This window comes from Streptomyces ardesiacus (assembly GCF_003112575.1).
In the GTDB taxonomy this organism is placed as follows: Bacteria; Actinomycetota; Actinomycetes; order Streptomycetales; family Streptomycetaceae; genus Streptomyces; species Streptomyces ardesiacus.
In genome coordinates this window covers 465,098-485,143 of the sequence record NZ_BEWC01000007.1, presented here as the reverse complement: position 1 = coordinate 485,143, position 20,046 = coordinate 465,098, and the positions used below count along the sequence as shown (strand labels likewise).

Here is a 20,046-nt window from a genome sequence, read left to right as displayed (position 1 = left end):
GAAACCGGGTAACTGTGTTGGATTTGTGAAGCCCGCGTTTGTACGGGATCACCCCTTTGGCGGCACAACTCGGGGCCCGCGCCACGCGTTGACACTGCGCCGGGCAGCCGCCCGGATGTGTGTGACAACCCCAAGGAGCACTTCTCCATGTCGCGTATCGCGAAGGGCCTGGCCCTGACCTCCGTCGCCGCCGCCGCGGTGGCGGGCACCGCCGGTGTCGCCGCCGCCGACAGCGGCGCGCAGGCCGCCGCCGCCCACTCCCCGGGCGTTCTGTCCGGCAACGTGGTGCAGGTCCCGGTCCACATCCCGGTCAACGTCTGCGGTAACACCATCGACATCATCGGTCTGCTGAACCCGGCGTTCGGCAACGAGTGCGAGAACGACTGACGTCGACCGGCACCACCGCGTACCGGCCGTCCACACCGCGGTTGCTCCGCGAGCGGGCGGCCGGTTCGCGTTGCCGCGCACACGGCGCTGTGCTGCCCCGAATGGGGGGACCGTGCGGCGACACGGCACACGCACCTTGACAGGGCGTCTCAGCAGGCAGGATGCGAGGCGGCGGAAGAGCGCGGGACGAGCGGGCGGGCCGGCCGGGGCAACGTTCGGTTGCACGGCGCCGGGGGCGCTTCCACGGTGGGCACAAGATCCGACGCACCACCGAAAGGAACCCCCATGCGTCTGCCCGCACGGCGAATCGCCACCTCCGTCCTCTGCGCCGGCCTGCTGATCGGCCTCTCCGGCCCGGCGGTGATGGCGGCCGACGGCGCCCCGGCCCGGGAACGCACCCACACGGCGTCCCGCGCGCCCCTCCCCGACGCGGAGGAACTGCAGAGCCAGGTCGCCGGCCTGGCCGGGCTGGGCGGAGTGCTCACGCCGGTCACCGACCTGCTCGACGCCGTCCTCAAGGCGGACAACGGCCAGCTCTCCGCCGCGGACGCGGACAAGCTCTCCGCCGCCGTCAAGGACGCCCTCGCCAAGGCGGACGCCGCGGACACGGACGCCGGCGACACGGCGGCCACCCCCGGCACCACCGCCCCCGGCACCAGCACCCCCGACACCACCACCCCCGCCCAGCCGCCGGCCGTGACCGCGCCGGAGAGCGGGACCGACACCCCGGTCACGCTGCCGGCGCCCGTCACGGCGCCCGGCGACGACGGCACCGCGGCGGCTTCCGACCTGTCCGCGTCCGCGCAGGCCGCACTGCAGAAGCAGGTCGACGCCCTGGTCAAGGCCACCACCTCCGGCTCCGCCGACCAGGTGAGCCCGGCCGTCAAGGACGTCGTGACCAGTGTCGTCAACGTGGTCGCCGCCACGCTGGTCGGCAACGGGCTGCCCGCCGCGGACCTGGCCGGCCTGCCCGGCGTACCGACCGCGCCGCAGGCCACGGCCCCCGACGCCACCACTCCTGAGGCGGCCGCGCCGGCGGACCCCTCCTGACGCCCAGTCACCCTCCCGGGGCGTCCCGGGCCGTCGCGGCTCCCGTTCACCGGAGCGGCGGCGGCCCTTTCGGCTTTCCGGGGTACGGCCGTCCGGGGCCTTCCGTCCGGAGATCTCATATGTCTTCCGGACGGCGGAGTTTCCGGTTCCGGAGCAGGTCGTTGGAGAGGGCGTCAGCAGTCCACCGGTGACCCGGGTCGCCGAGGAAAGGAACACGATGAAGTCCCTCAAGGCCGCCGCCGTCGTCGCCGGTTCCCTGGTCGCCGCAGGCTCCGCCGTGCCCGCGTTCGCCTACGACGCCGCCGACACCGCCGCCCTCACGCCCACCAGCCTCAACGGCGCCGTGAACGCGCTGACCGCGGAGCCCATCGACATCATGCCGGTCAAGCACCAGTCGGACGCGCGGAGCAACGTCCTGGACACCGAGAACAAGGACTCCGTGCTGCACACCGTGAAGGGCGCGACCGGCAAGCTGAACTCCGCGAACGGCCTGCTGGGCGGCCTCCCGCTGGGCGGCTGAGCCACCCCCGGCTCCCCGCCGCGCCCCATGCGTGCCGCCCTCCCGCCCCCGCCTTCCCGAAGCCGTACCCCCGCCTTCTCGAAAGGGACCGTGCCTGTCATGAAGCCGACCACCCGACGAACCCTGGCCGCCGTCGTCACCGGTGCGGCCGCCGCCGTGGGTGCGGCGGTGACCCCCGCCGCCGCGGCCGGCGCGATCCCCGTACCGGTGCCGCTGGGCGGTGCGGAGACGGCTCTCGGCATGGAACTGCCGGAGGTGGCGGGTGAACTGCCCGTGCCGACGGCGGGCGCCCCCGAGGGCCCGCGGTACGTCGAGGGCCGGCTGCTGCCCGAGCGGACGCTGCCCCAGGTGCCGGTGCACGGCGGGCTGCCCGGCGTGGACCTGCGCCAGCCCGTGCCGCACGTCCTCGGCGAGGACTTCGACCACGCCGGCCTCGACGCGCCCGCTTCCGGCCTGCGGACCCTGACGCCGGGGCTGTCCCTGGACGCCCCGCTCACCGCGCCGGACCCCGGGGCCCTGGGCCTGCCGTCGCCCAAGCTCCCGGAGGCCGGCGTGCTCGTCCCGGCGCTGCGCACGGCTCCGGTGGCCGACCTGGGAGTGGGCCCGGGCCTGTAGGCGCGCGGACCCGGCGACCCCCGCCCGGCCCAGCGGCCGTGCTCCGAGTGGCCCCGTGTGCGGTGACCACGGGGCCCGCCGTGCGGTTAGCGGGGCGAACCCACGCAACCGGACGAGGAGCGGACCATGGTCGTCACCACGGGCACGAGAGCGCACGACGCGGCAACGGGCGGCGCGGAACGGGCGCGGGAGCACGGAGCGGAGGGGGCGGGCCCGGCTGCGGGCCGGCCGGTGTCCGGCACCCGGCGGCAGCTCATGCGGGGGCTGCTCGCTCCGGCCCTCGCCGTCGGGCTGGCGCCCCTGATCGCCGCCTCCCGGCCTCCCCGGGCCACGGAGGCCGCCGACGGCGCGGCGGGACCCGCGCACCCCGAACCTCGGGCCGCCGAGCCCGTCGACGGCGCCGCCTTCGACGAGACCTACCGCGGGCGGCGCATCCAGGGCATCCGCTCCGCCGGGGGCCGGGCCGTGGGCGCCGGCACCTGGCACGTCACCGTGGACGGCCGCCCGCTGCACCTGATGCGCCGCGCCGACGGCAGTTGGCTGAGCATGGTCGACCACTACCGGTCCTACCCCACCCCGCTCGCCGCGGCCCGCGGCGCCGTCGACGAACTCGGCCCCGGCGAGCACCTGCGCGCCACCTCGTCCGCCGGCCACGACGAGCACTCCGGGGGGCGGCATGGCGTACACGCGTAAGGACGTCAGCACGCTGACCCGCAGCGAGAAGCGGCGGTTCGTCAACGCGCTGCTGGAGATCAAACGACGCGGCGAGTACGACGAGTTCGTGCGCACCCACATCGAGTACTACGTCTCCGACGGCGACAACGGACTGCGTACGGCCCACATGGCGCCGTCCTTCCTGCCGTGGCACCGGCGGTTCCTGCTGGACCTGGAGGAGGCGCTGCGCCGGGTCGACTCGTCGGTCACCGTGCCGTACTGGGACTGGACGAAGGACCGCAGCGCCAAGTCGACGCCCTGGACCGCCGATCTGCTGGGCGGCACCGGGCGGCGGTCCGACCACCGGGTCACCACCGGTCCCTTCGCCCACGCCGAGGGCAACTGGACCATCAAGGTGAACGTCACCGACACCAAGTACCTCACGCGGGACCTGGGACGCGCCGGCAATCCCCTCGACCTGCCCTCCAAGAGCGACCTGGAGTGGGCGCTGGACGACCCGAAGTACGACACCTCGCCCTACGACTCCACGGTCCGCAAGGGCTTCCGCAACAAGCTGGAGGGCTGGGGGGCCGGCCGCGGCAGCGCCTCCTGGCACAACCACAACCGGGTGCACCGCTGGGTCGGCGGGGCCATGGTCGGCGGCGCCTCCGTCAACGACCCGGTGTTCTGGCTGCACCACGCCTTCGTCGACCTCCAGTGGTCGCGCTGGCAGGCCCGTCACCGCGGCGCCCGCTACCTGCCCGCCGAGCCGCCCGGCCGGGGCAGCGCGCAGCGCGGGCGGATCGTCGCACGGCACGAGAAGCTGCCGCCGTGGGACGTGACGCCGGACGAGCTGGAGGACGTGGGCCGGATCTACCGGTACGCCTGAGCGGGGCGGGTCCGGGGCCGTCTCCGGGGCCGTCCCGGTCCGTCCCGGGCCTGCGTCCGGGCTTGCGCCGGGCCTGCGTCCCGGCCCGTCTCCGGACAAGGCAGGAGCCCCGGCCGGGAAGGCCGGGGCTCCTGGGGTGCCTGGGGGCTCTCAGCCGCCGTAGCCGCCGCCGTGGCCCTCGTGGCCGCCGTCGTTCACGCAGGCGTTGCCGAAGGCCGGGTTCAGCAGCCCGATCACGTCGATGGTGTTGCCGCAGACGTTGACCGGCACGTTCACCGGGACCTGGACGACGTTGCCGGAAGCTACACCGGGCGAGCCGACGGCCGCGCCCTGCGCGCCCGCGTCCGCCATGGCCAGGCCGGCACCGCTGAGCGCCACGGCACCGGCACCGAGGGCGACTCCGGCGGCCTTCGCGATGCGAGACATCACGTTCTCCTTCTGACTCGGGGAGCGCGGCGGCAGGACGCGCCGCCGCACTGCCGGTTCAACGCCCCCGGCCGCGGCCGGTCACGGGGGGAATGCGCGGATCACCCTTTTTGAGCGCGCGGTGCCGGGGGTGACGGCGGCGGCCGGAAAACCGTTCCCGCTCGCGCCGGTGCGTCCACTAGCCTCCCGGCATGTCGAACGACCGATCCGACTCGTCCGCCAGGGCTTCCGAGCCGTCCGAACCGTCCCCGTCGCCCGCACTGGCCGCGCTGCCCGCCCTCTTCGCCGAGGAGAGCCGGGTGCGGGCCTTCGCCGCCGTGGCCCTGGGCGCGGGCGATGCCGCACGCGTGGCCCGGGTGGCCGGCCTCTCCGCGAAGGAGACGGCCGGTGCGCTGCGCCGACTGCGGGACCAGGGCGTGGTGGCGTCCGGCGCCGACGGCCGGCTCGTCGTCGCCCACGAGCGTTTCCGCGAGCTGGCCCGCGCGGGCCGTCCGGCGCCGGCGGCGGCCCGGGACCTCGCCGCCGAGGGGGACGACGGCCCGGCCGGCATCGTCGTGCGGACCTTCGTCAGGGACGGCCGGCTGGTCCGGCTCCCGGCACGCTGGACGCGCAAGAAGGTGGTGCTGCGGTACATCGCCGAGCAGACCTTCGCACCCGGCGTGGAGTACCCCGAGCGCACCGTCGACGAGAGGCTGCGCGCCTGGTGCGAGGACGGGGAGGTCGACCATGTGACGCTCCGGCGCCATCTGGTGGACCTCGGACACCTGCGCCGGAGCGAGGGCGTCTACGTCCGCCCCGCGGACTCCGCCCGGGCGGGCACCGCCTGAGCGTCGTCCCTACGCGGGGGCGGAAGCCGGGCCCGGGGCGGCGGGCACGGGCAGGCGCCGTACGGGGGCGCCCGCGAGGTGGGCCCGGATCGCCTCGACGGCCTGGCCGTAGTAGGTGGCGTAGTTGGCGCGTGACACGTAGCCCAGGTGCGGCGTCGCGAGCAGGCGCGGCGCGGTGCGCATCGGGTGGTCCGCGGGCAGCGGCTCGGTGTCGAAGACGTCCACGCCCGCCCCGGCGATGCGGCCCTCGTGCAGCGTGGTGAGCAGTGCCTCCTGGTCGACGATCGCCGCCCGCGAGGTGTTGACCAGGTAGGCGGTCGGCTTGAGCAGGGCCAGTTCGGCGGGGCCGAGCAGGCCGCGGGTGCGCTCGCCCAGCGCCAGGTGGACGGAGACGAAGTCGGCGGTCCGCAGGAGCTCCTCCTTCGAGGGGGCCAGCTCGACGCCCACCTCGTCGGTGCGCTCCCGGGTGAGGTTCTGGCTCCAGGCGCTCACCCGCATGCCGAAGGCCAGGCCGACCTGGGCGACCCGGCCGCCGATCCTGCCGAGGCCCAGCAGCCCGAGCCGCCGGCCGTGCAGGTCCGCGCCGACCGTCTGCTGCCAGGGGCCGCCCGCGCGCAGTCCGTCGGCCTCCGGGACGATGCCGCGGGCGAGGCCCAGCAGCAGGGCCCAGGTCAGCTCCACGGGCGGGGTCGAGGAGGAGGCCGTACCGCAGACGGTGACGCCGTGGGCCTCGGCCGCCGCGTAGTCGATCACGCTGTTGCGCATGCCGGAGGCGACGATCAGTCGCAGCCGGGGCAGCCGGGCGATCAACGAGCCCGGGAACGGCACGCGTTCGCGCAGCGTGACCACGATGTCGACGTCGGCGAGCGCCGCGGCGAGGGTGTCCTCGTCCGGGTAGTGGGTGTCGTGCACGACGACGTCCACGGCGTCGGCCACCGGCGACCAGTCGGCGACCTCGGTCGCCACCCGCTGGTAGTCGTCCAGTACGGCACAGCGCAGTCGCACGGCGGCGGTCCCTCTCGCCGAAGGGGCAGTGGCGGCCGCCGAGTCCGGCGACGCCTCCGGTGGCAGGGTTCGGTGCCGGGACCGGCGTGGAGGATGATCTTCTTGCGGCCCCGCGCCGGCTCCGGCAGCGTGACACCGGCAGCACTGTGGCGCCCCCGGCAGGACTCGAACCTGCGGCCAAGCGCTTAGAAGGCGCCTGCTCTATCCACTGAGCTACGGGGGCCTGATGGGTGGCCTCGGTCGTGGTGCCCGGAACTGTCCGGTCCGTGACGTCGCCGGGGACAAGGATAGGGCTCCCGGCTCCATGTCCCTGATGCTTCCCCTCCGTGGCTCTATGTGGAGGTTCGGTGAAGCGGTCCTGATAATCGCAGGCAGTTACGAATCGTGCATCGCTTTTGGCGCCTCGCGCATCGGGTGTTGTCCACTCGTTATGCCTGGACTGTCCTCGTGTCCCGGTAGTCCCTTCGGTCCGGAGTGTCCGGTCGGCGCGCAGACATGCTCATCATGCTCATATGCTTCAGAATTCCCTCAAAATTGGGCATTCTTCGCATGTGGTGACCTTGGACGTACGGCCTCAGCTTCTCGACGCACTTTCCGCCCTGCGCGACCGTGTCGCGGCCGCACGCTTCCCGCTGCCGCTGGCCGGAGCGCCACGCGCGCGTGCCAACCGCGACGAACTGCTCGCCCAGCTCGACGACTACCTCATGCCGCGGCTGAAGGAACCCGAAGCGCCGCTGCTGGCCGTGGTGGGCGGGTCCACCGGCGCCGGCAAGTCCACCCTGGTGAACTCCCTCGTGGGGCGCCGGGTCAGCGAGGCGGGCGTACTGCGGCCCACGACCCGCACACCGGTCCTGGTGTGCCACCCGGAGGACCACCACTGGTTCAGCGGCATGCGGGTGCTGCCCGACCTCACGCGCGTGTGGGTGCCCCACCGGGACCCGGACGACGACCTGCTGCTGCCCGGCGAGAACCCCGCGCGCGTCCTGCGGGTCGAGACCGCCGACAGCCTGCCGCCCGGCATCGCCCTCCTCGACGCGCCCGACGTCGACTCCCTCCTCGCCGACAACCGCGTCCTGGCGGCCGAACTGATCTGCGCCGCCGACATCTGGGTGATGGTCACCACGGCCGCCCGGTACGCCGACGCGGTGCCCTGGCACCTGCTGCGCACCGCCAAGGAGTACGACGCCACCCTGGTCACCGTGCTCGACCGGGTGCCCCACCAGGTGGTGGCCGAGGTGTCGCGGCAGTACGGGGCGCTGCTCACCAAGGCCGGGCTCGGCGACGTCCCCCGCTTCACCGTTCCCGAACTGCCCGAGTCGGCCTGGGGCGGCGGGCTGCTGCCGGCCAGTGCCGTGGCGCCGCTGCGCTCCTGGCTCGTCCACCGGGCCCAGGAACTCGACGCCCGGCACCACGCCATGGCCCGTACGGCACACGGCATCCTGGACTCGCTCAAGTCCCGGATGCCCGAGCTGGCCGGGGCCGCCGCCGCCCAGTACGCCGCCGCGCTGCGGCTCACCGCCGCCGTCGACAGCGCCTACGACGACGAGCACGCGCGCGTGCGGGGCCGCTTGAAGGCGGGCGCCGTCCTCGCCGGGGACGCGCTGAAGCGCTGGCGGGCCTTCCCCCTCGACTGCTCCCCGGAAGAGCTTCTCGACTCGCTGGTGGAGAGCCTGAGCGCCCTGCTGCTGTGCGCCGTCACGGCCGCCGACGAACGCGTCGACGCGGCCTGGCGCGGCGAGCCGGCGGCGGCCGCCCCCGAACTCGCGGACGGTGCCCCGGCCCCGGAGAGCGCCGAGCACCGCATCGGGTTGGCCGTACGGCGGTGGCGGCGCGAGTTGGAGGAGTACGCCGAGGAAGAGGTCCGCGAGCTGGACCGGAACCTCGCCCCCGACCCCGGAGTGGTGGCCGGCCTGGTCGCCACCGTGCTGCTGGGCGGCCGCCGCGCGCGTGTCGCCGGGGAGCGGCTCGCCGAGCGGCTCGGCGCGCACGGCGCGCTGCGGCTGCGCGACCGGGGCGGGCGGCTGCTCGACGAACACGTCGACCGCGTCATCCACGCCGAACGCGAGCGCCGGCTGGCTCCGCTCGACGGCCTGGAGGTGCACCCCGAGCCGCAGGCAGAGCTCATCGCCGCGCTGTCCGTACTGCAGAAGGAGAGGTGACCGGTGACCGCCGTCACTGACCAGGACCCCACCGAGCACACGACGAAGGAGGCGGCACGGACGGACCGTACCGGCGGATCGGACTCCCGGGACGACGGGGGTGAACGGGGCGACCGCGGTGACCGGGGCGACCGCGGTGACCGGGGCGACCGCGGTGACCGCGGTGACCGCGGTGACCGGGACGGTGGGGGGCGTCGTGGCGATCGGGATGAGCGGGATCGCAGGGATCGCCGGGGCCGCCGGGAAGCACGAGGCCCACGGGGTGCGCGGGGCGCGGAGGAAGCACGGGGCCCGCGGGACACTCCTGCCGAGCGGGACGAGGGGGACCACGGGGACAACCGGGACGGCCGGGACAACCGGGACGGTCAGGACGGCTGGGACGGCCAGGACCGGCACGACCGCCGGGACCGCCAGGGTGCCCGGGAACGCCAGGAGGACGCCCGGGGGCGGCAGGCCCCCGTCGGCAGGGCGGCCCGCCGCGAGCGTGCCGGGCGTGAGCGCGGTGACCGTGAGGACGTCGCCGGGGACGTCCGGGAGGGCGGTGGTGACGCGCGCGGGACGCGGGCGCGCGACCGGGGAGGCGACCGGGGGAGCGACCGCTCCGGCGACCCTCACGCGCGCGTGCAGGACGACGGCGCCGGGACGCACCGCCGCGCGGACCCTGCCGGGGCCGAGACCGACGGTGCGGCCGGTGCGGGTGGGGACGGGGAGGGCGGCGCCTGGGGCGACGGGCTGATCGCGCGGCGGGTGGACGAGACCGGCGGGGCCGAGCAGTTCGCCGTACTGCCGAGCAGGCCCGCCGCCTCCTCGGCCGCCCTGATGCCGCTCGCCTACGACGGGAACCTCAGGTCCCGCCTCGACGCCCTGCGTGAACTGGTCGGACTCTCCCGGGCCCGGCTCGACAGCGGCACCCTGGCCGAGGCCGGCCGGGTCCTGGACGAGGCCGCCGCGCGGCGCAGGCTCTCCGGGCAGCACACCGTGGTCGCCGTCGCGGGCGCCACCGGCAGCGGCAAGTCGCAGCTGTTCAACACCCTCGCCGGGGTGACCATCTCCGAGACCGGCGTCCGCCGGCCGACCACCGCCGCACCCATCGCGTGCAGTTGGAGCGACGGCGCGGCCAGCCTCCTCGACCGGCTCGGCATCCCCGGCCGGCTGCGCCGCCGGCCGCTCCAGCACCCGGACTCCGAGTCGCCGCTGCGCGGTCTGGTCCTGATCGACCTGCCCGACCACGACTCGGCGGCCGTCCAGCACCGCGAGCAGGTGGACCGCATCCTGGCCCTGGTCGACGCCGTCATCTGGGTCGTCGACCCGGAGAAGTACGCCGACGCCCTCATCCACGAGCGCTACCTGCGGCCGATGGCGGGCCACGCCGAGGTCACCTTCGTCGTCCTCAACCAGGTCGACCGGCTGCCCGGCGAGGCCGCCGAGCAGGTCCTCGACGACCTGCGGCGCCTGCTCGACGAGGACGGCATCGCGCTGGGCGAGCACGGCGAACCCGGCGCGACCGTGCTCGCCCTGTCCGCGCTCACCGGCGAGGGCGTCGGTGAACTGCGCGAGAGCCTCGGCCAGTTCGTCGCCGAACGGCAGGCCCCGGCCCGCCGGATCGCGGCCGACGTGGACGCCGCCGCACAGCACCTGCGCCCCGTGTACGTCACCGGGCAGCGCACCGGGCTCAGCGAGGAGGCGCGGGAGGAGTTCGCGGACCGCCTGGCCGACGCGGTCGGCGCCACCGCGGCCGGCGAGGCGGCCGAACGCGCCTGGCTGCGCAACGCCAACCGCGCGTGCGGAACGCCCTGGCTGCGGCTGTGGCGCTGGTACCAAAACCGGCGCGATCCCGTCACGGGACGGCTGCCGTCGCGAACACAGGCGGACGAGGAGGCCACGGCCCGTCAACGCGTCGAGCACGCGGTGCGCACGGTCTCGGAGCGGGCGTCGGCCGGGCTCCCCGCGCCGTGGGCGCAGGCGATGCGGGAGGCGGCCCTCCGCGGCGCCCACGGGCTGCCCGAGGCCCTCGACGAGCTGGCGGTGCGCACGGGGCTGCCGCCGGGGCGTCCGCCGCGCCCCGGCTGGTGGCCGGTGGCCGTCCTCGCGCAGGCGACCATGACCCTGCTCCAGGTGGTGGGCGGCCTGTGGCTGCTCGGCCAGATCGTCGGCGTCCTGCCGCCGAACCTGGGCGTGCCGGTGCTGCTCATGCTGTCCGGCATCGTCGGCGGCCCCCTCATCGAGTGGAGCTGCCGCCTGGCGGCCCGCGGACCCGCCAGACGCTACGGCCACGAGGCGGAACGCCTGTTGCGCGAGGCGGCCGCGGGGTGCGGCCGGGCCAGGGTGCTGGATCCGCTGGCGGCGGAGCTGCTGCGCTACCGCGAGGTGCGGGAGCAGTACGCCCGGGTCACGGGGGTGGGGGTGGCGGGGTAGCGGCGGCCGACCGCGGTCGTCACCCCTGCGGGTGGCGGGGTTCTCCACAGGTCCCGGGCTCCTCCACACCCCGCGGCGGGCCGGCGCGGACCCGGGCAGTGTGGCCGGTACGGCGATCGCGAGGGACGCGGTCGCCCCGGCCGCCGTACGGGAGGTGCCCGTACGGGAGGGAGGACTCGCGATGAACGAGACGATGATCTGCGCCGTGGGCAATGTGGCCACCCAGCCGGTCTTCCGCCACCTGGCGAACGGACCGTCGGCGCGCTTCCGGCTCGCGGTCACCGCGCGGTACTGGGACCGGGAGAAGAGCGCCTGGACGGACGGTCACACCAACTTCTTCACGGTGTGGGCCAACCGCCAGCTCGCCGCCAACGCCTCGGCGTCGCTGGCGGTGGGCGACCCCGTCGTCGTGCAGGGCAGGCTGAAGGTGCGCACCGATGTGCGCGAGGGGCAGAGCCGGACCTCGGCCGACATCGACGCGGTGGCGATCGGCCACGACCTCGCCCGCGGCACCGCGGCGTTCCTGCGCACCGGGAAGAGCGAGGCACCGGCCTCGCCACCCCAACCGGAACCCCACTGGGAGACCCCGGCGGCGCAGCCGCCCGGCGAACCCGCCGGGGACCCGGCCGCCACGACCCCCGGACAGCGGCAGGAGCCCGTCGCGGTGGCCTGAGACCGAGGCCCTGCCGGAACCGTCCGAAGCACGGCTTATCGACCCATGCGCCCGGGACGAACACGGGTGGATTTGTCGATAAGCCCTGCTCACAGGGGCTCTCGGCGATAACGATTCCGATTCGGATCACCGGGAGGACGACGATCACCGGCGGCCCCGGTCCGTCACGTCCTTAGGATGCCGAACGAGCCTTGTGCGGCTGCTGATTCTGCTGGTGGGACCGTTCCCCCCACGTCAACGGGTCCCGCTGGAAGGGGAATGTGTGTTTTCTTCGCTCGCTGCGCCGTCTCTGTCCGGTCGAGGGGCGGTACGTCTCGCCGCCGGTGCGCTGGCGTCGGCGCTCGCCGTCGCCGGTGTGGTGACCGGGGCGGCTCCGGCTGCCGCCGCCCAGGACCAGGGAGCGCGGGGCCAGGGCGGGGCGACCGCCACGATAGGCGGCCTGAAGACACACGGCACCGCGGTCGTCCACGGGGAGGACGGCGACCAGCAGGTGCCGGCCGGCCTGTTCGAGATGTCCGTCGAGGGCGGCGGCACACTGCAGACCTACTGCGTCGACATCCAGAACCCGACGCAGAAGGACGCCAGGTACCAGGAAACGCCCTGGAGCGCCACGTCCCTGGGCACCAACAAGGACGCCGGGCGCGTCCGTTGGATCCTGCAGAACAGCTACCCCCAGGTCAACGACCTCGCCGCGCTCGCGAAGAAGGCGGGCGTCCGCGGGCTCACCGAGGAGGAGGCGGCGGCCGGAACACAGGTCGCCATCTGGCGCTACTCGGACGACACGGACGTCGAGGCCGTCGCCCCCCGGGCCGAGCGGCTCGCCGACTACCTGGAGAAGAACGCCCGGGGCCTGGCCGAGCCCGCGGCGTCCATCGCCCTCGACCCGCCGGCCGTCTCGGGCCGGCCCGGTGAGCGGCTCGGCCCGGTGACGGTCCACACCAACGCCGGCGGCGCGATGGTGACGCCCCCGGTGGGTGCCGCGACCAAGGACGCGGTCCGGATCGTCGACAAGAAGGGCGAACCCGTCACCAAGGTCACCGACGGCACCCAGCTCTTCTTCGACGTGCCCGAGGACGCGGAGGACGGCACCGCCGAGCTGACCGTCCAGGCCTCGACGACCGTGCCGGTCGGCCGGGCCTTCGCCTCCGACAGCCGCAGCCAGACCCAGATCCTGGCCGGCTCCAGCGAGTCGACGGTCGCGGCGACCACCACCGCCACCTGGGCCGCCACGGGCGCGATACCCGCCCTGTCCGCGGAGAAGAACTGCGCCGAGGGCACCCTGGACGTCACCGCGCTCAACAAGGGCGACGAGCCGTTCACCTTCCAGCTCCTGGACACCGAGTACACCATCGCGCCGGGCGAGACCCGGACGGTGCCGGTCCCGTTGCCGGAGGACCGCCCCTACGACTTCACCGTGCGGGGCCCCGCAGGCTTCGAGCAGCGCTTCACCGGCGTCCTCGACTGCCGCACCCGGAGCGCGGCCCTCGCCGACACCACCCGCCCCCTCAGCGAACCGGCCCCCGCCCCGGTCGTCACCCCGTCCCCGAACCCCAACCTCGCCGAAACGGGCAGCTCCGACGCCACCCCCCTGATCGGCGGCGCGGCCATCGGCCTGGTCGTGATCGGCGGCGCGGTCCTGCTGCTGGTCCGCCGGAGGAACGAGCAGTGACGCGTCTCCGCCCGGGGCCTGCGGGACCGCACGGCCCCAAGCGGCGGACCCGCTAGCGCATCCCGCGAAGCCGCAGGTCACAGGGGCCGCCCCCAATGGGTTTCCGCCCAGGGGTGGCGGTGCGGCAAGATGGGGTGTATCTGCCCACTGACTGATCAAGCTGCCGGACGGTTTCTCTTGGCTGAGTACATTTACACCATGCGCAAGGCGCGCAAGGCGCACGGCGACAAGGTGATCCTTGATGACGTCACCCTGAGCTTCCTGCCGGGCGCGAAGATCGGTGTGGTCGGTCCGAACGGTGCCGGTAAGTCGACCGTTCTGAAGATCATGGCGGGACTGGAGCAGCCGTCGAACGGCGACGCCTTCCTCTCCCCCGGCTACACCGTCGGCATCCTGCTGCAGGAGCCCCCGCTGAACGAGGAGAAGACCGTCCTGGAGAACGTCCAGGAGGGTGTCGCCGAGGTCAAGGGCAAGCTCGACCGGTTCAACGAGATCGCCGAGCAGATGGCGACCGACTACTCCGACGCGCTGCTGGAGGAGATGGGCAAGCTCCAGGAGGAGCTGGACCACGCCAACGCCTGGGACCTCGACGCACAGCTCGAGCAGGCCATGGACGCGCTGGGGTGCCCGCCCGGCGACTGGCCCGTGGTCAACCTGTCCGGTGGTGAGAAGCGCCGCGTCGCGCTGTGCAAGCTGCTGCTGGAGGCTCCCGACCTGCTGCTCCTCGACGAGCCCACCAACCACCTCGACGCCGAGTCGGTGAACTGGCTGGAGCAGCACCTCGCCAAGTACGAGGGCACCGTCGTGGCCGTCACCCACGACCGGTACTTCCTGGACAACGTCGCCGGCTGGATCTGCGAGGTCGACCGCGGCCGCCTGCACGGCTACGAGGGCAACTACTCCAAGTACCTGGAGACCAAGGCCACCCGCCTCAAGGTCGAGGGCCAGAAGGACGCCAAGCGGCAGAAGCGGCTCAAGGACGAGCTGGAGTGGGTGCGCTCCAACGCCAAGGGGCGCCAGGCCAAGTCCAAGGCCCGCCTCGCGCGGTACGAGGAGATGGCCGCCGAGGCCGACAAGATGCGGAAGCTGGACTTCGAGGAGATCCAGATCCCGCCGGGCCCGCGGCTCGGCAACGTCGTCGTCGAGATCAACAACCTCAGCAAGGCGTTCGGGGACAAGGTCCTCATCGACGACCTCTCCTTCACGCTGCCGCGCAACGGCATCGTCGGCGTCATCGGGCCCAACGGCGCGGGCAAGACCACGCTGTTCAAGATGATCCAGGGACTCGAGGAGCCGGACTCCGGCTCCATCAAGGTCGGCGACACCGTCAAGATCTCCTACGTCGACCAGAGCCGCGAGAACATCGACCCGAAGAAGTCGCTGTGGGCCGTGGTGAGCGACGAGCTCGACTACATCAACGTGGGGCAGGTCGAGATGCCCTCCCGCGCCTACGTCTCCGCCTTCGGGTTCAAGGGCCCGGACCAGCAGAAGGCCGCCGGCGTCCTCTCCGGAGGCGAGCGCAACCGGCTGAACCTCGCGCTCACCCTCAAGCAGGGCGGCAACCTGCTCCTCCTCGACGAGCCGACCAACGACCTCGACGTCGAGACCCTCTCCAGCCTGGAGAACGCGCTGCTCGAGTTCCCCGGGTGCGCCGTGGTCGTCTCCCACGACCGGTGGTTCCTGGACCGCGTCGCCACGCACATCCTCGCCTACGAGGGCGAGTCCAAGTGGTTCTGGTTCGAGGGCAACTTCGAGTCGTACGAGAAGAACAAGGTCGAGCGGCTGGGCGCGGACGCCGCCCGTCCGCACCGTGCCACCTACAAGAAGCTGACCCGGGGCTGATCTTGCGGCACATCTACCGCTGCCCACTGCGCTGGGCGGACATGGACGCGTACGGCCACGTCAACAACGTGGTCTTCCTCCGCTACCTGGAGGAGGCCCGTATCGACTTCCTGTTCCGCCCGGACAAGGACTTCCAGCAGGGGTCGGTGGTGGCACGCCATGAGATCGACTACAAGCGGCAGCTCGTCCACCGGCACCGCCCGGTCGACATCGAGCTGTGGGTCACGCAGATTCGGGCCGCCTCCTTCACCCTCACCTACGAGGTCAAGGACGAGGACGTCGTCTACGTCCGCGCCTCCACGGTGATCGTGCCGTTCGACTTCGCGGCGCAGCGGCCCCGGCGGATCACCGCGGAGGAGCGGGAGTTCCTCCAGGAGTACACGGACGACAAGGAGGAGGCCGTCGCCGCATGACGGTGCTCCACCTGGCCGACGAGGGGGAGGCCGCGGATCTCGCGGCCTTCCTCTCCCGGCTGATCCACTACGACCGTTCGGCCGCGGTGCGCCTCCAGGGGGCCGGCACGGCCCTCGCCGTCTTCGGCCGGCCGCCCTCCTTCGAGGTGCTGGCCGTGCGCGCGGTACGCCTCGCCAAGCCGTACGAGAACGGGCTCGACGTCACGCTGGACGTGACCGTATCCGCCGGCGAGCTGCTGGAGAGTGTCGACGAGCGGGCGGTCACCGCCCGCGTCCCCGGTGCGGTGACCGGGCCGCCGTGGGCCGGGGTGCTGCCCCCGCGCGGGGGCTGGCGGGCCGAGCCGGGCCTGCCCGCCCCGGACGCCCTGCGCGCACTGGTCGCCGCCGCGGTGGGGGAGTTCCGGGCGCGCACCGAGGAACTCGCGGCACAGGACCGTACGAGGACCGAACTCGACCGCATCGGGCGGGACATCTGGTCCCGGACCGTCGGCGACACCGGGCTGCCGGTGCGGGCCGTGCACGCGGCCCAGTCGCTCGGGTTCCTGCGGCGGCCCGCGGCCCCCGGCTCCGGCGAGGACGCGCCCCGGCTGTTCTCGTCCGGCGCGTGGCTGCGGCTGCGCACGCCCTTCGGGTCCGTCGCCCTGCGCAGGGCGGGGACCGGGGCCCTGGGCATCAGCGTCCGCTGAGCCCGCCCGGGGCCCGCCGGGTTCAGCCGTGGGTCTCGCTGTCGTCCGGGCGTACGGCGATGTGGTCGCTCTCCAGTTCCAGGGCGACGCGGTCGCGCATGCCGAGGGCCGCGGTGTAGTCGGCGGGGAGCTGGAGCCGGCCGGCGCGGTCGAGCATGGCGTACTCGCGGGCCACCACCGTCTCGTGGCCGGTCTCGGCGTCCACCTCGCTGCGGCGCAGCACCTCCGTGGAGGTGCGGCCGTCCCGGATGGCGACCGTGCGGCGGACCTCGCCGGCCACCGCCTGGTCGTGGGTGACGATGACGACCGTGGTGCCCAGGTGCTCGTTCGCCGTGCGGAAGGCGGCGAAGATGTGTTCCGCGGTGTGGGAGTCCAGTTCGCCGGTGGGCTCGTCGGCGAGCAGCACCGACGGGTCGCCCGCGAGGGCCACCGCGATGGCGACCCGCTGCTGCTGGCCGCCGGACATCTGCTGCGGCCGGCGGTCGCGGCAGTCGGCGACGCCCATCAGGTCCAGCAGCTCCAGCGCCCGCTCGGCACGCGCCGCCCGACGCCCGCCGGTGCCCGCCAACTGCATGGGCAGGGCGACGTTCTGCGCGGCCGTCAGGTACGGCATGAGGTTCCGCGACGTCTGCTGCCACACGAAGCCGACCACCGAGCGGCGGTAGGCCAGGCGGTCCTTCGCCGTCATCGTCAGCAGATCCCGCCCCGCGACCCGGGCCGCCCCGGCGGTCGGCGTGTCCAGGCCGGCCAGGATGTTCATCAGTGTGGACTTGCCGCTGCCCGAGGCGCCGACCAGCGCCATCAGCTCGCCCTCGCGGACCAGGAGGTCGAGGCCCTGCAGGGCCTGCACCTCCACCCCGTCCGCGCTGAAGATCCGCACCAGGCGGTCGCAGGTGATCAGCGCGTCGTGCCCGTAGGCGGGCCGGTCGCGGGAGGCGGCGGCGCGGTCGGCCAGCTCGGCGAGGGTGGGGTCGGTCGTCATCGGGGTTCCTCCGTGTCTGCGGCCGCGGTCCTCCGTGTCTCCGGTCGCGGTGTCCGGCCGCGGTCTTCGGTCGCGGTCCTCGGTCGCGCCGTCACCGCGCGTCGCCCGCCCGTAGTTCCGCCACCGCTCCGCGCCGGCCCGACCACCACGCCTGGAGCGCCGCCACGCCCACCGCCAGCACCAGTACCGCAGCCGCCGGGACGGCCAGGGACCACGGGTCGGCGCGCAGTTCCGCGCGGCCCACCGGAGACGTCGTCGCCGCCATCGCGACGGTCGTCAGGTCGATGCCGGGGGAGAGGAGCCGTACCGCCGCCCAGCCGGTCAGGATGCCTCCCAGCGCGGCGAGCAGGGCCTGGGGGAGGGACTCCAGGACGAGCAGGCGGCGCCCCTGGGCACGGGTGAGGCCCATGGTGCGCAGCCGGGCGAGAAGCGCGGCGCGCTCGGGCGCGGCGCTCGCCAGGGACAGCAGCAGGGCCAGGACGGCGTAGCCGGCGCCGGCGGCCACCGCGGCCGTGTAGATGCGCTCCGCGCCCGACTGCAACGGCGAGTCCACGTACTTGTCGCGCGCCTCGGACCGCAGGCGGACGCTGCCGGCTCCGTCCGCCGCCCGGCGCAGCGCGCCCGCGTCCAGGTGGTCGCCGGTCAGCAGCAGCACGCTCGGCCGCACGGACCGGGCGGGCAGTCCGGCGCGGTCCACGACGAGGAACTCGTCGCCGTACACGGCCGGGGTGCGCTCGCGCACCAGCACGATCTTCAGCGTGGCGAAGGTGCCGTCGGCCAGGCGCAGGGGGAAGGCGCCGTCGCCCAGCCGTTCGGCGACCGCGGGGGAGGCCAGCGCCGGCAGGACGGCGTCCTCGGATCCGCCCTCGGCGCCGTCCGGCCGGGCGAGCCGGACCCCGGGGAAGGCGCCGAGGTCCGTGCGGGCGGCCAGTGCCGCGTAGTCGGACGGGTCCACCGCCGCGAGCGGCACCGACTGGCGGCCGTCCGGGGTCCTGGCCAGCCAGTCGACGGCGGCCTCGGTGACCTCCCGGACCCCGGGCACCCGCCCGACACGGTCGGACAGTCCGGACGGCAGCGTCTCGGTCGTCGCCTCCACGCGGGCGTCGGCGCCGACGGCGAGCACCGCGGCCCGGTCGCGGGCGTCGGCGACACCACTGAGCACCGAGCCGCCGAACGCCGCCACGGTGAACGCCGTCAGCAGGGCGAGCAGGGGCAGCACCGCGGAGGCGGAGGTACGGCCGGCCCGGGCCAGCGCGAGCGGCCCCACCGCGCCCCGCAGCCGCCGGGCCGGGCGGGCCAGCCCGCGCAGCGGCAGCGGATACAGGCGTACCAGGACCAGCGCGGCGATCACCCCGACCAGCACCGGTGCCATCGCCACCAGGTCCCCGGCGCCGTCCGTCGCGCCGCGTCGGCGCAGGATCTCGACCGCGCCGAGGGCGAGGACCACGACGGTCAGCTCGGCCACGACACGGCGCCGAGACGCCCGAGGCGTGGTCGCGTCCCGGCGGCCCTCGTGGATCCGAACGGCGTGGTGCGCGGCGACGGCCCGCAGCGGCAGCGCCAGGCAGGCCACGGCGGTGACCGCGACGGCGGCCGCCACCGCGGGGAGCAGCCGGGCGCCGGGCAGCGCCAGCAGGGCCGCGCCGAGTCCGAGCGCGCCCGCGGGCACCGCCACGACCGCCGTCTCGGCGAGCAGCCGTCCCGCCAGGCCCCGTACGGAGGCGCCGCGGGCCCGCAGCAGGGCCAGTTCGGCACGGCGCCGGCCGGCGGCCAGGCCGCCCGTCATCAGCAGGACGACGGCGGCGACCGTGCCCGCGCCCGACGCGGCGACGGCGATGAGCGGGCCGATGTCGTCGCGGAGCTGCCCGTACGTGGTGAAGATGTCGTCGAGGCCGGTCGTGGCGTCCGTCAGGGGGCTGACCGCCGAGTGGAGCTGCTGGAGGGCGGGCCCGGACTCCAGGGACGCCACGGCGGAGGCGAGCCCGTCGAGGTCGCGGGCGTGCAGGGCGTCCGGGTCGGGCGCGAGGTTCCAGTAGCGGACCACGGGGGCCGAACCCAGGAGCGCGGGGCCCGCCTCGGGGGCCAGCAGCAGACCGCCGACCCAGTAGGTGGGGCTGGGGGCGCCGGGCGGTGCCGGCACGCGCCGCAGGGAGGGGGTGCGCAGCACGGGGTCGACGGACCAGTAGGCGCCGTCGGGGCGCTCGGGCGTGACGATGCCGGTGACGCGGACGGTGAGTTCGCGATGCCCCGGAATGTGGACGACCGAGCCCACCTTCATGTGCAGGGTGCGGGCGGTCTCCTCGGTCACCGCGGCCTCCACCTCGGTGGTCGAGGCGTCCGCCTGCCCGCCGGGTACCTTCGGCAGCCGGCCGGAGCGCAGCCGGGCGCGGCCGTCGAGGTCCTGCGGGGCGACGAGGACCATCTCCGCGGGCAGGCCGTCGGGCCGGGGCAGCCACGTGTCCGGCGAGGGCAGGCTCTCGGTGGTGCGGACCCCGTAGGACGACTGCTCCTCGTCGACGGCGAGCGGGTGCTCGACGAGGCCGAGGACGGAGCGGTAGGCGTCGGCGAGGCGCCGGGGCCGGAGGCTGTCCTCCACGGTTGCCTCGCCCACCCCGGGGTCGGGCGCGGCGGAGATCAGGACGCCGGTCACATCGGCCGGGGCCCGGTCGACGGCCCGGCGCAGCCCGGCGTCCGTGTAGCGGTCCAGCGCCCGGGGGAACGCGGCGGCCAGGCACGCGGTCAGCGCCACCAGCACCGCCAGCGCGACGGCGGCACCGGGGGCGGCCCGCAGCCGGGTGCGCGTCCAAGGAGCGGTCACGGGGGTCACCGGCCGG

General features: G+C 74.6%; 18 protein-coding genes and 1 tRNA gene. 14 read left to right on the top strand and 5 right to left on the bottom strand.

Annotated features, from left to right (window positions below):
- Positions 1-147: 147 nt before the first annotated feature.
- The 6 genes from chpG (at position 148) to Sdi02f_RS24180 (ending at position 4,115) form a co-directional block, all read left to right on the top strand.
- Positions 148-387 carry a chaplin ChpG gene (gene chpG / locus Sdi02f_RS24205; RefSeq protein WP_030179666.1) on the top strand — a complete coding sequence of 80 codons (240 nt, stop codon included), beginning with the start codon at positions 148-150 and terminating at the stop codon, positions 385-387.
- A 285-nt stretch (positions 388-672) separates the two neighbouring features.
- On the top strand, positions 673-1,437 hold the full coding sequence (locus tag Sdi02f_RS24200; RefSeq protein ID WP_030400006.1) for a hypothetical protein: 765 nt from the start codon (positions 673-675) through the stop codon (positions 1,435-1,437).
- 217 nt (positions 1,438-1,654) lie between these two features.
- Positions 1,655-1,957 carry a hypothetical protein gene (locus tag Sdi02f_RS24195; protein WP_030400005.1) on the top strand — a complete coding sequence of 101 codons (303 nt, stop codon included), beginning with the start codon at positions 1,655-1,657 and terminating at the stop codon, positions 1,955-1,957.
- A 99-nt stretch (positions 1,958-2,056) separates the two neighbouring features.
- Entirely contained in the window at positions 2,057-2,572 is a 516-nt protein-coding gene (locus Sdi02f_RS24190) for a hypothetical protein (RefSeq protein ID WP_108934006.1), read from the top strand.
- 126 nt (positions 2,573-2,698) lie between these two features.
- Positions 2,699-3,265, top strand: coding sequence for a tyrosinase cofactor (locus Sdi02f_RS24185; RefSeq protein WP_051849630.1), 567 nt, complete (start codon positions 2,699-2,701; stop codon positions 3,263-3,265).
- On the top strand, positions 3,249-4,115 hold the full coding sequence (locus tag Sdi02f_RS24180; RefSeq protein ID WP_031184542.1) for a tyrosinase family protein: 867 nt from the start codon (positions 3,249-3,251) through the stop codon (positions 4,113-4,115). Before Sdi02f_RS24185 ends, Sdi02f_RS24180 begins: the two co-directional genes overlap by 17 nt.
- A gap of 150 nt (positions 4,116-4,265) precedes the next feature.
- Here the strand turns inward: Sdi02f_RS24180 and Sdi02f_RS24175 are convergent, their stop codons facing one another.
- The gene (locus tag Sdi02f_RS24175) at positions 4,266-4,541 is read right to left on the bottom strand and encodes a chaplin (RefSeq protein ID WP_030400001.1); all 276 of its coding nucleotides are present in this window, start codon (positions 4,539-4,541) and stop codon (positions 4,266-4,268) included.
- Between the two features lie 191 nt (positions 4,542-4,732).
- On the opposite strand from Sdi02f_RS24175, the gene Sdi02f_RS24170 reads away from it, so the two are divergent.
- Positions 4,733-5,368 (top strand): DUF2087 domain-containing protein, encoded by a 636-nt coding sequence (locus tag Sdi02f_RS24170; protein WP_053639065.1) that lies wholly within the window; start codon positions 4,733-4,735, stop codon positions 5,366-5,368.
- Positions 5,369-5,377: 9 nt separating this feature from the next.
- Here Sdi02f_RS24170 and Sdi02f_RS24165 read toward each other — a convergent pair whose 3' ends face one another.
- Together Sdi02f_RS24165 and Sdi02f_RS24160 are read right to left on the bottom strand one after the other, a co-directional pair.
- A complete protein-coding gene (locus Sdi02f_RS24165; protein WP_108934005.1) occupies positions 5,378-6,373 on the bottom strand; it encodes a D-2-hydroxyacid dehydrogenase family protein in 996 nt (331 codons plus the stop codon).
- Between the two features lie 147 nt (positions 6,374-6,520).
- Positions 6,521-6,596: transfer RNA gene (locus Sdi02f_RS24160), tRNA-Arg, on the bottom strand.
- 328 nt (positions 6,597-6,924) lie between these two features.
- Here Sdi02f_RS24160 and Sdi02f_RS24155 point away from each other — a divergent pair.
- From Sdi02f_RS24155 to Sdi02f_RS24125, 7 genes are all read left to right on the top strand, one after another.
- Complete coding sequence (locus Sdi02f_RS24155) at positions 6,925-8,532, top strand: dynamin family protein (protein WP_108934004.1); 1,608 nt, start codon at positions 6,925-6,927, stop codon at positions 8,530-8,532.
- 621 nt (positions 8,533-9,153) lie between these two features.
- Positions 9,154-10,947 (top strand): YfjP family GTPase, encoded by a 1,794-nt coding sequence (locus Sdi02f_RS24150; RefSeq protein ID WP_438363746.1) that lies wholly within the window; start codon positions 9,154-9,156, stop codon positions 10,945-10,947.
- A 181-nt stretch (positions 10,948-11,128) separates the two neighbouring features.
- Positions 11,129-11,620 carry a single-stranded DNA-binding protein gene (locus Sdi02f_RS24145; protein WP_031184546.1) on the top strand — a complete coding sequence of 164 codons (492 nt, stop codon included), beginning with the start codon at positions 11,129-11,131 and terminating at the stop codon, positions 11,618-11,620.
- 262 nt (positions 11,621-11,882) lie between these two features.
- Positions 11,883-13,289, top strand: a complete 1,407-nt coding sequence (locus tag Sdi02f_RS24140; protein ID WP_108934002.1) for a Cys-Gln thioester bond-forming surface protein — start codon at positions 11,883-11,885, stop codon at positions 13,287-13,289.
- A 177-nt stretch (positions 13,290-13,466) separates the two neighbouring features.
- The gene (ettA, locus tag Sdi02f_RS24135) at positions 13,467-15,131 is read left to right on the top strand and encodes an energy-dependent translational throttle protein EttA (RefSeq protein ID WP_030399995.1); all 1,665 of its coding nucleotides are present in this window, start codon (positions 13,467-13,469) and stop codon (positions 15,129-15,131) included.
- Between the two features lie 2 nt (positions 15,132-15,133).
- Positions 15,134-15,544, top strand: coding sequence for an acyl-CoA thioesterase (locus tag Sdi02f_RS24130; protein WP_030399994.1), 411 nt, complete (start codon positions 15,134-15,136; stop codon positions 15,542-15,544).
- On the top strand, positions 15,541-16,230 hold the full coding sequence (locus Sdi02f_RS24125) for a DUF8185 domain-containing protein (RefSeq protein ID WP_030399993.1): 690 nt from the start codon (positions 15,541-15,543) through the stop codon (positions 16,228-16,230). Before Sdi02f_RS24130 ends, Sdi02f_RS24125 begins: the two co-directional genes overlap by 4 nt.
- 22 nt (positions 16,231-16,252) lie before the next feature.
- Here Sdi02f_RS24125 and Sdi02f_RS24120 read toward each other — a convergent pair whose 3' ends face one another.
- Positions 16,253-17,212, bottom strand: a complete 960-nt coding sequence (locus Sdi02f_RS24120) for an ABC transporter ATP-binding protein (RefSeq protein ID WP_031184548.1) — start codon at positions 17,210-17,212, stop codon at positions 16,253-16,255.
- Between the two features lie 91 nt (positions 17,213-17,303).
- On the bottom strand, positions 17,304-20,039 hold the full coding sequence (locus Sdi02f_RS24115; protein WP_167458248.1) for an FtsX-like permease family protein: 2,736 nt from the start codon (positions 20,037-20,039) through the stop codon (positions 17,304-17,306).
- Positions 20,040-20,046: the final 7 nt, after the last annotated feature.

Excerpts from the sequence above, each read along its gene's own strand:
- Sdi02f_RS24200 (WP_030400006.1), top strand. The coding sequence starts at position 673 with ATGCGTCTGCCCGCACGGCGAATCGCCACCTCCGTCCTCTGCGCCGGC.
- Sdi02f_RS24170 (WP_053639065.1), top strand. The coding sequence starts at position 4,733 with ATGTCGAACGACCGATCCGACTCGTCCGCCAGGGCTTCCGAGCCGTCC.
- Sdi02f_RS24180 (WP_031184542.1), top strand. The coding sequence starts at position 3,249 with ATGGCGTACACGCGTAAGGACGTCAGCACGCTGACCCGCAGCGAGAAG.
- Sdi02f_RS24120 (WP_031184548.1), bottom strand. The coding sequence starts at position 17,212 with ATGACGACCGACCCCACCCTCGCCGAGCTGGCCGACCGCGCCGCCGCC.
- Sdi02f_RS24190 (WP_108934006.1), top strand. The coding sequence starts at position 2,057 with ATGAAGCCGACCACCCGACGAACCCTGGCCGCCGTCGTCACCGGTGCG.
- Sdi02f_RS24195 (WP_030400005.1), top strand. The coding sequence starts at position 1,655 with ATGAAGTCCCTCAAGGCCGCCGCCGTCGTCGCCGGTTCCCTGGTCGCC.
- Sdi02f_RS24125 (WP_030399993.1), top strand. The coding sequence starts at position 15,541 with ATGACGGTGCTCCACCTGGCCGACGAGGGGGAGGCCGCGGATCTCGCG.
- Sdi02f_RS24175 (WP_030400001.1), bottom strand. The coding sequence starts at position 4,541 with ATGTCTCGCATCGCGAAGGCCGCCGGAGTCGCCCTCGGTGCCGGTGCC.
- Sdi02f_RS24145 (WP_031184546.1), top strand. The coding sequence starts at position 11,129 with ATGAACGAGACGATGATCTGCGCCGTGGGCAATGTGGCCACCCAGCCG.
- Sdi02f_RS24185 (WP_051849630.1), top strand. The coding sequence starts at position 2,699 with ATGGTCGTCACCACGGGCACGAGAGCGCACGACGCGGCAACGGGCGGC.
- chpG (WP_030179666.1), top strand. The coding sequence starts at position 148 with ATGTCGCGTATCGCGAAGGGCCTGGCCCTGACCTCCGTCGCCGCCGCC.